Source organism: Spirosoma sp. 48-14 (genome assembly GCF_001898575.1).
Lineage (GTDB): Bacteria > Bacteroidota > Bacteroidia > Cytophagales > Spirosomataceae > Spirosoma.
Genome location: NZ_MKUD01000001.1, coordinates 207,726 through 220,393 on the forward strand (window position 1 = coordinate 207,726; position 12,668 = coordinate 220,393).

The window sequence follows — 12,668 nt, forward strand, 5'->3', positions numbered from 1 at the left end:
TTATTGCAGACGAGCAGTAAAACATCATGTGGATTTAGGATTAATTAATTCATGGGAGTACGGTTTGCGTTAACTTTGGTAATGTGTCGAGTACACGATAACCAAACGACAATCTGACATGAAAAAGCACTTCGTCTACCTCTTTTTTCTCCTGCTGATAAGCCACATAAGTCGGTCGCAGACGCCCTCCACATCACCAACTGTTGGACCCGAGCAGGGTTCACTGATGATCGTTGGTGGTGGGGCTATGGGGCCCGAACTCTGGAACAAATTCGTTGAACTGGCGGGAGGCCCCGACAAAGCCGACATTATCATTATCCCGACAGCCGGGGAAGATTCAGCCGCCAGCAGCGCCCCCCGCGAAAAAGAGAAGCTAACGAGCCTGGGCGTAAAAAATATCACCATCCTGCACACTCGCGATCCGAAAGTAGCGAATCAGGAATCGTTTGTAGCCCCGCTTCGAAAAGCCACTGGCATCTGGTTCGTAGGCGGTCGACACTGGCGACTGGCTGATTCGTATCTGAACACCCTGGCTCATAAAGAATTCAATGCATTGCTTAGTCGGGGTGGGATTATTGGTGGCACCTCAGCCGGGGCCACTATTCAGGGGTCATTTATGGTTCGGGGCGATACCAAAGGCAATTCAATCATGGTTGGCGATCATACCCAGGGGCTCGACTTTATTCATAACGTTACCATCGACCAGCATGTAATGCGCCGGAATCGTCAGTTCGACCTGATTGATGTGATCAAAACCCGACCTGAACTCCTTGGCATCGGTATCGACGAGGGGACGGCTATTCTCGTCCAGAAAAATACGTTTGAAGTACTGGGAGCCTCGTATGTAGGCATTTACGAAGCGGGGCAGATTGCCAGCAGTGCCAAATATCCATCAGGGATGAACAGTACGGGCGGCCCCTTTTACTACCTGAGCAAAGGCCAGAAGTTTGATCTCAAAACGCGCAAAGTTATTTCTACCCAACCCACTCGTACCAACGAACCCGCGAAATAAAAAACAGTCAGGGGCCGATCTAGCTCCTGACTGTGGCGTGTGCTGTCGATTACTCATAACCGACAGGGTGAGGTTTCTCAAAACCGAACGACGCACAAGGTTTTGAGAAACTTCACCTATTAGATGCTTGCATCTGACCGCACAAAAAGATCAATGCCAGATAACACTTGCCCAGATTATTAAACCAACACCGTTTTCAGGAGTTGCTCCAGAATGAGCCGTCCGTCGGTATTGCCAAGAACGGAGTCGGCGGCCCGTTCGGGGTGGGGCATCATACCGAACACATTTTTAGCCTTATTACTCACTCCGGCGATATTTTCTAAACTACCGTTGGGGTTAGCCGATTCGGTTACAACACCCGATTCATCGCAGTAACGGAACAGAACCTGGTCATTATCATTGAGCGCCTTCAACGTATCGGCATCGGCAAAATAGCGACCATCGCCATGCGCAATGGGGATTTTGTAGGCTGCCTTATCCAGCCCAGCCGTCAGCAGTGCGTCCTTCGATTCAGGCTTGAGATAAATGTTTTTACAAACATACTTCTGGCTGCTGTTCTGAAGCAAAACACCCGGCACCAGACGTGCTTCGGCCAAAATCTGGAAGCCATTACAGATACCCATCAGATAACCACCCCGATTGGCATGGGCAATTACTTCGTTCATAATGGGCGAAAAACGAGCAACAGCCCCTGTACGCAGGTAATCACCGTAAGAGAAACCACCCGGCAGGATGATAAAATCACAACCTTGCAGGTCATGGTCCTTATGCCAGAGTTTGATAACCTCCTGGTCCATCAATTTCAGAACATCGACAGCATCCTGATCACAGTTCGAGCCGGGGAATACAACAACACCGAATTTCATAGTGGCGAAAGAGCGAAAGAGTGATTGAGTGAAAGAGCGATACATTGAACCAGCCTCATTCGCTCATTCGCTCTTTCGCTCTTTCACTCAATTACAAAGGTACGGACTTTACTTTACTTCAACGGCGGTTCCGCTATTCGAAACCGCTTTTCCTCGCTCAAAAGTGAGGTCAATACGGCCCAGATTAATGCCTGCGAAACCAACCTGATTAATCCAGACAGGCTGACCGTCCATGTTATTGACCGCCACGGGCGCATCCAGAAACGTGTGCGTATGTCCGCCAATGATCAGATCGATGTTCCGGCTTTTACCAGCCAGTACGTTGTCCGACACGGTGGCGTCATTGTATTTGAATCCGAGGTGCGACAGACAAATTACATAGTCGCATTTTTTGTCGTTCCGAAGCTGCGCGGCCATGTCATTGCCAATCTCAACCGGATCGAGGTATTTTGTTTCTTTGTAAGCGTCTTTCGGAATCAGTCCGGCGGGTTGGATACCTAACCCGAAAACCCCTATCCGAATACCGTCCTTGTCAAATAGTTTAAACGGCATGGTTTTACCATCCATAACCGTGTTTTTGAAATCGTAATTGGCAATCAGCAAGGGAAAGCTGGCTTTACCAAACTGCGTCACCATATTGTCGATCCCCCCGTCAAAATCGTGGTTACCAATGGTTCCGGCATCATACCCCAGTTTGTTCATGGCCAGAATTTCAGGCTCCCCTTTGTACAGGTTAAAGTAGGGCGTTCCCTGAAAAATATCCCCCGCGTCGAACAGCAGCACATTGCTTTGCTCCTGGCGAATTTTCTGAATCAGCGTAGCCCGACGCGCCACGCCACCTTTTCCGGCATTGCGGCTCCCATCCATCGGAAACGGGTCCAGCCGACTATGTACATCGTTGGTATGCAGTATGGTTAGTGAGGTTGGCTTGCGATAGCCCGTACTGGCCAACACATCGGGAGCCACCGAACCAACAACGGCAGCTGTGCCCAGTAATTTCAGGAACTGGCGTCTATTCGATGCTAATGCGTCCATCCGTTGTGGGTGTTATAGGTTGCCCGGTTTTGCCGCGCTGACGAACATAGTCGATGAGTGCATCCCGGATTAAGTAATTTATATCTTCGCGTTTGACAGCTTTTTTCAGAAAATCGGTATTATCGCCCCCATTGGCAATGTAATCACTCAGTGCAACCGTATAGGTTTCGTTTGGCTGAAGTGTACGACCGTTGGTAAACGTAACCGACTGTACCTGCTTATCATGCAGGGTTATCTTGACGCCCCCCATAACCAGTCCATGCCCGTCAGCAAAATGATTCAGAAACTGCCTGAGCATATCGCCCGTAAGCGTAAGCACAACCAGCTGATTATCGAAGGGCATTACACCAAAAACAGACCCAGTTGTAATAGATCCTTTCGGTAAATTATCCCGAATGCCACCATAGTTGAGGTGTGAGCAATCGATTGGTTTGCCGTAGCGCTGCGACGCCTGTTGAAGTAGCGCATCCGTAAGCAGGTCATTGAGCGGCCCCTCCGGCAATTTTTTTTCGATGGGCGCCGTTGAGGTAGCCAGCACCGCGTTCATCGTTTGGTCGAGCTTCTGCCGATATGGCTGGAGAAAGCTGTTGAGACTTGGGTCGGATACTGCCGCCAGTGAATCGACGCCGATTCGGTTGGCAGTTCGGTTTGTCAGATGATAACCCGACTTACAGGCCGATAAGATGGCCAAAGTCAGGATAAGAACATATTTTTTCATAGGCATCTGCAAGTTCGGAAACTCTTGCGTATCCTGCATTAATAAATTGTTTTTAGTTCTTTACCTGAGGATTAAAATATACTTCTAGCGTTAACGAACTCGCGTCAGCCAGCTACCACCAGCCTGTTAAATGGTGCTGCCCGGTAGGGTAATCGTTGTTGGTTCGGGCTTGTAGCCCACTTTTCGGATACGACCGAAGCCACCCAGACCAATCTGTAGATTAATCAGACCACCCGAAAAAGGCTTATCATCGAGGATGGGACTGTAGGATAATTTGGTTCGTATAAACCAGAAGCTTACTTCGGTACGATCATTTTTGGGAGCGTTATTTCCAAGTTTTATGTCAAAAGCCAGGCCTGCGGTGGGCGCGTGACTTAGCAAGGATAGTCCCTGGTAGCGTTCGTCTTTCCGATCGCGGGGCGACAAATCAAACAAGAGATAACCCAGATACGGAATAATTCGGGTTCGCGGACCATCATGTACAATGCGCCCCAACCCCGCTTCGAACAACATAGGGCTGATAGGCATATCTTTTTCCCAAGTCTGATTCTGATGCGAAAAGCCTTGCCGTAACGTGCCATTATACAGCGTAGGATGCAGCATCAGCATGGTTCGTTGAAAGGCAATGTCGATTCCAAACACAACGCCCCCCGCCGAACGAATGGTTTGCGCTAAGGGGCCGGTTGCCAGGATGCCACCACCGCCAAAAAAGACCCCGTAGCCTATTTTTGAGGCCCGGTAGATGGTTACCAGGTCGGGTGTGTCGTGCAGCCGTTGAACCACCTGTTTCTCCCAGCGCAGCAACGCTTCCTGATCATCGCCCCCACCCGTTTCGGCCCGAAACAGGTTGACCTCCGCTCCCAGTTCGGAGTTTGTCAGGTACTCAATCTGCCGGGCCTGTTGTTTAAATCGACGATCCGCACCCAGGGCAATTAGTTTGGCCTTCATCTGGCGGGTGTGCACTTCAACCAGATCAAACAGCACCTGATTATACGCCAATGTCCGCTCGTTACGAGCTGTTTCCGACACCCAGGATAGATTACGGAACATCAGGCAAAACGCTTCGACGGCCGGTTGCCCCCAAAGCGATGTAGGCCGAACCTCATACCCAATTTGATAATAAAACTCTGAGCCCCCTAAACCGGGCTGGGTAGGCGAGTGGAAATCGGATAATTCCAGACGACGGGTTGCACTCCAGTGCAGCGTGTCGATAGTCACCTGCCCCGAAACGAGAAAGGGAAACAACAACAGTACAAGGAGTAGACGTTTCATCATCCGACAAGTGAAGACAGCGTGTAAATTTAGAAATAAGTACTTTATTCTAAAGTGATTAGTTGCACTTCAACCTTTAATAAACTATATAAACCTACTGATCCTTCAGGAAGTTTTCCCGAGATTGTATCAGATGCCAGAAAACGGCCTGACCATAAGCTGTTTCGTTGTTTCAATACTAACAAAAAGTATGCAAAAAAGCGCGCAGTATTGCTTTAAGCGATAAACGGGAAAAAGGGGGTTGTGGCCCCCTTTTTCCCGTTTATACGTTCGTCTACTTATTCTTAGTACCGATACATTTCCGATTTGAACGGACCAGCAACCGATACGCCAATGTAATCGGCCTGTTCCTGCTCCAGCGGCTCCAGTTTAGCACCAACGTGAGCTAAGTGCAGGGCAGCTACTTTTTCGTCAAGGACTTTCGGTAACACGTATACCTTGTTCTCGTACTTGTCTGAGTTGAGCCACAGTTCGATCTGAGCCAGCGTCTGATTCGAGAACGAACACGACATCACGAAGCTAGGGTGACCCATCGCACAGCCCAGATTCACCAGACGGCCTTCGGCCAGGACGATCACTTCTTTACCTTCAATCTCGTACATATCAACCTGTGGCTTGATAGCGCTCTTGCTGTGGCCGTAATTTTCATTCAGCCACGCCATATCGATTTCGTTATCGAAGTGCCCAATGTTACAAACAACAGCCTTATCCTTCATGGCTTTGAAGTGGCGGCCTTTGATAATGTTGACGTTACCTGTAGCAGTCACAAAAATCTGTGCACGCGTAGCGGCTTCATCCATCGTAACCACTTCATAGCCGTCCATAGCAGCCTGCAACGCGCAGATTGGGTCGATCTCGGTTACCAGAACCCGGCAGCCAGCCCCGCGCAACGATTCGGCCGAACCTTTGCCTACGTCGCCATAGCCAGCTACAACAGCCACTTTACCAGCCAGCATCAAATCGGTAGCCCGACGGATAGCGTCTACCAGCGATTCACGACAGCCATATTTGTTATCGAATTTCGACTTGGTTACTGAGTCATTCACGTTGATTGAAGGCAGATGCAGCGTGCCGTTTTTCATGCGCTCATACAGGCGATGAACCCCCGTCGTTGTTTCTTCCGAAAGGCCTTTAATGCCCTGAATCAGTTCAGGATACACATCAAACACCATATTAGTCAGGTCACCACCGTCGTCCAGAATCATGTTGAGTGGCTTCCGGTCTTCGCCGAAGAACAGCGTTTGCTCAATACACCAATTGAACTCTTCTTCGTTCATTCCTTTCCAGGCATAGACCGGAATACCAGCCGCAGCGATAGCGGCTGCCGCGTGATCCTGGGTCGAGAAAATGTTACAGGACGACCAGGTTACATCAGCACCCAGTTCAACCAGCGTTTCGATCAGAACGGCGGTCTGGATCGTCATGTGCAGACAGCCAGCAATACGGGCTCCCTGAAGCGGTTTCGTCGGACCATACTCAGCACGAAGGGCCATCAGGCCAGGCATTTCGGCTTCGGCAAGCCGGATTTCCTTGCGGCCCCACTCGGCCAGCGCAATGTCCTTAACTTTGTAAGGAACGTAAGTTGAAGTTTGCATATAGTTTTACGACCGATATTCGGCCTTATTACGAAGATACGATTCGATAGACTATTTCTCCGCAGCGTTTGATTTCTTAGTAAAGTGCAAAAATAAGAAGCGGCTCGCAGAATCCCTATCGCTCCGTAAATACTTTAGCAAACAGTTGATTGAATGGCAACTGACTATCTATCAGCATACTCACCTACTAAATCTGAGCAAAACACCGAATGTACGATGGATCTGATTTCTATTATACCTTACCGGCCTGAATACCAGCCTGATTTTAAACGGCTTAACCTCGAATGGATTTCACGTTATTTTACGGTTGAAACCCACGACGTAGAGCAGTTAGACCATCCTGAAATCCATGTACTACCTCAAAACGGCCAGATCTTTCTGGCTCAGGCGGGCAATCAGATTGTTGGCTGTGTGGCCATAATCAATACGAGTAAACCGGATCAAGGCAATGCGGTATTCGAACTAGCCAAAATGGCTGTTTCACCAACAGTGCAGGGAAAAGGGATTGGTAAAAAACTATGCCAGGCGGCTATTGCCTATGCCAGGCAGCTTGGCGTCAAAACCATCTGGCTCGAATCGAACCGGATGCTCACGCCAGCCCTGACCATGTACGCCAGCGTAGGATTTCGTGAAGTACCCAGTGTGCCAACTCCTTACGCGCGGGCCGATATTCGGATGGAAATGACGTTGTGACTCCAGCTCGCCTGCAATTGTAGCGTAAACGAGCAAAGGGCTAGCGCAAGTAATGTAGATGCGCCAGCCCTTTGTAAACTAAATACCACAACCTATTTCTGAGCGGTTTGCCCAGGCCAGACATATTCGAAGCTCTTATTGATAGGCGCTTCGAAGTAATTGACTTTCAGGTAGTCGAGCCGTTTTTTATGCGCTTCCAGGCGCTGCTTGAAATCGTCGACATTTTTGGCTTCACCAGGCGTCCAGGCAGTTTCGGCAACGGCCAGCAGACGCGGATACGCCATATACTCCACGTAATGCGTTGTGGGCATATACTCCGACCAGATATTGGCCTGCACACCTAACACATGCTTTGCCTGATCGGCCGTCAGGCTATCCGTAACGGAGGGGTTGAAACTATACACTTTTTCGAGTGGCAACAAACCGCCAATGGCTACAGGTTGCGTTTTGGGATCAGTCTGGTAATAATCCAGATAGCAATACGTAGTTGGGCTCATGATCACATCATGATTTTGCCGGGCAGCTGCGATACCGCCGTTTACCCCCCGCCAGCTCATCACGGTAGCATTGGGCGAAAGACCACCTTCCAGGATTTCATCCCAGCCAATAATCCGTCGCCCTTTCGACGTAACAAATTTGTCGATGCGCCGAATAAAATAGCTTTGTAGTTCGTGTTCATCCTTCAGGCCTTCTTTCTTCATCAACTCCTGACAGAACTTACTCTGCTTCCACTCCGTTTTGGGGCACTCATCGCCACCAATATGGATGTACTGACTCGGAAACAGATCCATTATTTCGGTCAATACGTTTTCCAGAAAGGTGAACGTCTCCTCACGCGGAAACAAAACCTGATCATGAACACCCCAGGTACCTGTGACGGGAATAACCCGGTCGGGGTTCGCGCCTAGTTCAGGATACACAGATAGAACAGCTACCGAATGACCCGGCATTTCGATTTCAGGAATTACGGTTATGAATCGTTCTTTCGCATACTTCACCACTTCACGTACGTCGTCCTGCGAATAAAAACCACCGTAAGGCTTATCACTGTATTTTCGGTCGCGGTAATGCCCCACCATGCTACGAGGGCGAATCGATGCGAACCTGGTCAGTTCTGGATACTTTTTGATCTCGATGCGCCAGCCCTGATCTTCGGTCAGGTGCCAGTGAAACACGTTCATTTTATGCAGGGCCAGCAGATCGATGTATTTTTTAATGAACGACACCGGGTAAAAATGCCGCCCGACATCGAGCATGGAACCTCGATACCCATACCGAGGCTGATCTTCGACCAGACAGGCAGGCACCGTCCAGGCAACACCTTCTGCTTTGGTTGGACTAAACACAGCCGCTGGCATCAACTGCATGAGCGATTGAACCCCGTAGAAAAATCCCTGTGGCTGGGCAGCCGAAATCAGAATCTGTTTTGGCGACACAGTGAGTGTATAGCCTTCGGCACCTAGTACGGCATCTTTTGTCTGAACAAACGCAATTCCAGTTGATGCCTTTCCGGTTATGACAGAGGTTGCTCTCCCGGTCGATTTACCCAGCTGATCGGCCAGCATCTGGGCAATCTGACGAACTTCAGGATTTGTTGATTGAATCGAAATCGTTGGTTTGGCGGGCAAGGTATAGCTCCCATTCCGTTCCTCCAGCCGAACAGGTTTTGGGATAATGGCATAGGTTGCCTTCTGGGCATAGAGTCCGTGTGTTGCCACAATGACGGCAATCAAACAGAAAAACAGTTTTTTCATAGGCAGAAAAGTAAGGATTATCGCACAAAGGTACGCGAGGTTTTGGGAGATGCGGCACTTAAATCTGCCATCGCCCTAAAGGATAGCGTTCGTGGAGGCAGGTTCTTAAACCTGCCCTTCATGCGGTTTCTCAAAACCGAACGATTCGTACAACTTGGTTTTGAGAAACCTCGTCAGGGCAGATTCTCAAATCTGCCCCCACTCCAACGGGCGATGGCGTAAAGCCAGCTTACGGTCTGAACGGCAGTAAAAAGCTTATTTCAAATACGGTTTAAGCACTTTTTGCCATCGTTCGTAGCCTGCCGGAAGCATATGTAGACTATCGGATCGAAACAGTTCGGGAACAGGCTGTCCATTTTTCAACAGCATGACCGGACGAATATCGACAAACTGGGTATTTCGTTGTTTCGCCAGGTACGCCTGAATCAACCGATTGGCATTATCCATTTCCGAAAAATACTTCCGACGCGACGGACTAGGCTTTATTGAGATAAACGTAAACGTCGTATTAGGCAATTTCCTGCGAACGTGCTCGAACAGCGTAACCAGACGTTCGTATACTTCCTGCCCCGTTTTTCCGGCAGCAACATCGTTTTCGCCTGCATACAACACGACCTGCTTTGGCTTGTAGGGCACGATGACACGATCGGCGTAATGGATCACATCGCTCAGTTGCGAGCCACCAAAACCACGCTGTAAAACAGGTTTATTCGGAAAGTAATTACCGAGATTTTCCCATAATCGGATTGACGAGCTTCCTGTAAAAACGATTGGGTTTCGGGGTGGCGGAATCGTTTTATCAGCCTGTTCAAACGCCCGAATCTCCGATTCAAACGCGTGTTCCTGCGCAAACAGGCATAGAGAAAAAAGAAGCAACAATAAGATACGTAGCATTAGTTTTAGCAAGTGTTTTCACTAAAAGCTACAGCTAAGGCCAAACTCATCTCCCACTCAGAAAGAAATACGCCCCCCGGCATCAAAAAGTAATGTACCGTTTTCTACTAAGCGCTTCGCCTGAACTACTTGGCTCACCGTTACATGATGAGTTGCTGAAATCGTAACGTCGTCATAGCGACCGGGCACACAGTTACAATTCCAGGTACTGCCACTCGTCCAGCTACCATCGTGTACGCTGGTAATAACACCATACACAGTCCTACTGGCTGATGCCGAACACCCTAATGCCGTACCCGTCACAGAATATACGCCGGAGGTTGTTAGTACAATGGAGGCAGTCGTGGCACTGGTCGACCAAAGATAGGTGGTAGCGCCCGAAGCCGTGAGTGTGGTCGATTGCCCACCTGTAATGGTCAGGCTGGGGTTGGCCGTGACCGTCAGGCTAGGGATTGGATTCACAGCAAGGGTAACGCTGGTTGTTGGGCTGTTCGCACCATCCGTGGCGGTTACGGTAACCGTGTATACAGTTGGGCTATTAACCGTCGGAGTTGTAAAAGAAGGGGTACTTCCTGTGGCCGTTAGCCCGGCTGGCTGACTGCTCCAGGTATAAGAAGAAGGTGTAAAGTTAGCGGCTGTCGCTGTCAGGCTAAACAGACTTCCCGAACACACAGCGACCGGATTGGTTGGGCTGATCCGCACAATGGCCGGGCCTGCCACCTTGCGTACCCGCTGGTTATCGGTGTCAGCAATGTACAGATTATCGTTGTTATCAATGGCCACATTCAATGGATTAGCCAAACTCGCAGCAGTAGCAAGCCCTCCATCGCCACTAAAGCCATAAAACTCGTTACCAGCTACGGTTGTAATGACTCCATTAGCCGATACTTTACGAACACGATTATTCTGTGTATCCGCAATATAGAGATTACCATGCGTATCAATGATTACATCGCCGGGATTAGCCAGATTAGCCGCCGTAGCGGGTCCGTTGTCACCGCCAAACCCAAACGTACCATTACCCGCTACGGTTGTAATACTGCCAGCGGGCGTAACCTTACGAATTCGATGATTGCCCTGATCGGCAATGTACAGATTCCCACTTCCATCTACTGCCACACCAGCCGGATAGTTTAGCTTAGCGCCCGTAGCCGATCCGCCATCGCCACTATACCCAGCCGTTCCGGTACCGGCTACGGTCGTAATACTACCCGCCGCTGTTACTTTACGAACGCGATTATTCTGTGAATCAGCGACATACAGATTACCGCTCCCATCCACAACGACACCAGCCGGAAAGTTCAGCGCAGCCGCCGTAGCTACTCCCCCATCGCCACTAAACGAGGCTGAACCATTACCTGCTACAGTCGTGATACTGCCCGCCGGTGTTACTTTACGCACTCGGTTATTCCCCTGATCAGCAATATACAGGTTACCACTGCCATCAATAGCCACGCCAGCCGCATTAGCCAGGCTGGCCGCTGTTGCCGGTCCTCCATCGCCACTAAAGCCATAAGTACCATTTCCGGCTACGGTTGTAATGGTGCCAGACGTTGCGAGCTTTCGAATGCGCTGATTCTGCTGGTCAGCAATATATACATTGCCAAGCCCATCGACGGCCAGACCAAAGGGATTAGACAAACTGGCCGATGTGGCCGCTCCGCCATCACCACCATAGTTGATCGTTCCATTACCGGCTACCGTTGAGATGGTGCCCCCCGTCAATACTTTTCGGAGTCGGTTATTCTGCGAATCAGCAATATATACATTCCCGCTCCCATCGACCACTACCCCTCCGGGCGAATACAAACTTGATGCCGTAGCGACCCCTCCATCCCCATTGTATCCAGCCGTGCCATCGCCTGCTATTGTACTGATAATTCCAGCAGACGTTACCATACGAACCCGGTGGTTACTGGCATCGGCAATGTAGATAGTTCCACTCCCATCCACCGTTACGCCAAATGGATTGTTCAAATTTGCCGTAATAGCCGCACCCCCATCCCCCCCAAAACCTGCCACGCCGTTTCCAGCAACAGTCGTAATACTGCCAGCCGGTGTAACTTTACGAATCCGATTATTTTGTGAGTCAGCGATGTATAGGTTTCCGCCCCCATCAATAGCTATTTCAGTTGGGCTGTTTAGCTTAGCAGCGGTTGCCGCCCCTCCATCGCCCCCAAAGCCCGCTGTTGCACTTCCTGCTACGGTTGTGATTGTACCCGACAAATCCACCTTTCGGATACGATGGTTCTGCTGATCAGCGATGTACAGGTTACCCGTTCCATCCAGAGCAACACCCGTTGGATTGGCTAAACTGGCGGCCGTAGCGGCTGCCCCATCGCCACTATACCCAGCCGTTCCGGTACCCGCTACAGTCGTGATACTACCCGCCGGTGTTACTTTACGAACGCGATTATTCTGCGAATCAGCGATATACAGATTACCATTTCCATCAATAGCTACGCCAGTTGGATTCGCTAAGCTGGCGGCTGTCGCCTGTCCTCCATCGCCCCCGGAACCATAGCTGCCATTTCCTGCCACCGTTGTAATGCTGCCCGCTGGCGTGATCTTACGAATCCGATGATTCCCCTGATCAGCAATGTACAGATTCCCGCTTCCATCCATGACTACACTGAATGGATTCGATAGGTTAGCCCCCGTCGCCAGACCGCCATCACCTTTTAGAGAAGAGCCCGCTACGGTCGTAATGACCTGAGCCTTGAGTTGCGTATGCGCTGTTGCGAAAAGAGCGCTTATCGTTAGTATTCGGACAAAGTAGTTAAGGAGAGGACCTTTCATGGCGAAAAAGGATTGAGGCAGCGAGCCGTA

10 protein-coding genes are annotated in these 12,668 nt (G+C 50.0%); 2 read left to right on the top strand and 8 right to left on the bottom strand.

Translation table 11 applies throughout. From position 1 onward, the window contains the following. Positions 1-118: 118 nt before the first annotated feature. On the top strand, positions 119-1,012 hold the full coding sequence (locus BGO59_RS00765) for a cyanophycinase (RefSeq protein ID WP_293679149.1): 894 nt from the start codon (positions 119-121) through the stop codon (positions 1,010-1,012). Positions 1,013-1,191: 179 nt separating this feature from the next. Here BGO59_RS00765 and purQ read toward each other — a convergent pair whose 3' ends face one another. The 5 genes from purQ to ahcY form a co-directional block, all read right to left on the bottom strand. Beyond that, positions 1,192-1,923, bottom strand: coding sequence for a phosphoribosylformylglycinamidine synthase subunit PurQ (gene purQ / locus BGO59_RS00770; protein WP_293679151.1), 732 nt, complete (start codon positions 1,921-1,923; stop codon positions 1,192-1,194). Between the two features lie 63 nt (positions 1,924-1,986). Continuing rightward, complete coding sequence (locus BGO59_RS00775) at positions 1,987-2,913, bottom strand: bifunctional UDP-sugar hydrolase/5'-nucleotidase (RefSeq protein WP_293679153.1); 927 nt, start codon at positions 2,911-2,913, stop codon at positions 1,987-1,989. Next, positions 2,891-3,670, bottom strand: coding sequence for a 5'-nucleotidase C-terminal domain-containing protein (locus BGO59_RS00780; RefSeq protein ID WP_293679155.1), 780 nt, complete (start codon positions 3,668-3,670; stop codon positions 2,891-2,893). The genes BGO59_RS00775 and BGO59_RS00780 overlap by 23 nt, the downstream gene beginning before the upstream one ends. A gap of 87 nt (positions 3,671-3,757) precedes the next feature. Next, complete coding sequence (locus BGO59_RS00785; RefSeq protein WP_293679157.1) at positions 3,758-4,903, bottom strand: hypothetical protein; 1,146 nt, start codon at positions 4,901-4,903, stop codon at positions 3,758-3,760. 284 nt (positions 4,904-5,187) lie between these two features. Next, a complete protein-coding gene (gene ahcY / locus BGO59_RS00790) occupies positions 5,188-6,498 on the bottom strand; it encodes an adenosylhomocysteinase (RefSeq protein ID WP_293679159.1) in 1,311 nt (436 codons plus the stop codon). A 216-nt stretch (positions 6,499-6,714) separates the two neighbouring features. Between ahcY and BGO59_RS00795 the strand changes: the two genes are divergently transcribed. Continuing rightward, entirely contained in the window at positions 6,715-7,191 is a 477-nt protein-coding gene (locus tag BGO59_RS00795) for a GNAT family N-acetyltransferase (protein ID WP_293679161.1), read from the top strand. Positions 7,192-7,283: 92 nt separating this feature from the next. On the opposite strand, the gene BGO59_RS00800 is transcribed toward BGO59_RS00795, so the two are convergent. The 3 genes from BGO59_RS00800 to BGO59_RS00810 form a co-directional block, all read right to left on the bottom strand. After that, on the bottom strand, positions 7,284-8,945 hold the full coding sequence (locus BGO59_RS00800) for a beta-N-acetylhexosaminidase (RefSeq protein ID WP_293679163.1): 1,662 nt from the start codon (positions 8,943-8,945) through the stop codon (positions 7,284-7,286). Between the two features lie 255 nt (positions 8,946-9,200). After that, positions 9,201-9,839, bottom strand: coding sequence for a GDSL-type esterase/lipase family protein (locus tag BGO59_RS00805; protein WP_293679165.1), 639 nt, complete (start codon positions 9,837-9,839; stop codon positions 9,201-9,203). Positions 9,840-9,896: 57 nt separating this feature from the next. Then, a complete protein-coding gene (locus tag BGO59_RS00810) occupies positions 9,897-12,638 on the bottom strand; it encodes a hypothetical protein (protein WP_293679167.1) in 2,742 nt (913 codons plus the stop codon). Between the last annotated feature and the right edge of the window lie 30 nt (positions 12,639-12,668).

Excerpts from the sequence above, each read along its gene's own strand:
- BGO59_RS00765 (WP_293679149.1), top strand. The coding sequence starts at position 119 with ATGAAAAAGCACTTCGTCTACCTCTTTTTTCTCCTGCTGATAAGCCAC.
- BGO59_RS00805 (WP_293679165.1), bottom strand. The coding sequence starts at position 9,839 with ATGCTACGTATCTTATTGTTGCTTCTTTTTTCTCTATGCCTGTTTGCG.
- BGO59_RS00785 (WP_293679157.1), bottom strand. The coding sequence starts at position 4,903 with ATGAAACGTCTACTCCTTGTACTGTTGTTGTTTCCCTTTCTCGTTTCG.
- purQ (WP_293679151.1), bottom strand. The coding sequence starts at position 1,923 with ATGTATCGCTCTTTCACTCAATCACTCTTTCGCTCTTTCGCCACTATG.
- BGO59_RS00810 (WP_293679167.1), bottom strand. The coding sequence starts at position 12,638 with ATGAAAGGTCCTCTCCTTAACTACTTTGTCCGAATACTAACGATAAGC.
- BGO59_RS00780 (WP_293679155.1), bottom strand. The coding sequence starts at position 3,670 with ATGCAGGATACGCAAGAGTTTCCGAACTTGCAGATGCCTATGAAAAAA.
- BGO59_RS00800 (WP_293679163.1), bottom strand. The coding sequence starts at position 8,945 with ATGAAAAAACTGTTTTTCTGTTTGATTGCCGTCATTGTGGCAACACAC.
- BGO59_RS00795 (WP_293679161.1), top strand. The coding sequence starts at position 6,715 with ATGGATCTGATTTCTATTATACCTTACCGGCCTGAATACCAGCCTGAT.
- BGO59_RS00775 (WP_293679153.1), bottom strand. The coding sequence starts at position 2,913 with ATGGACGCATTAGCATCGAATAGACGCCAGTTCCTGAAATTACTGGGC.
- ahcY (WP_293679159.1), bottom strand. The coding sequence starts at position 6,498 with ATGCAAACTTCAACTTACGTTCCTTACAAAGTTAAGGACATTGCGCTG.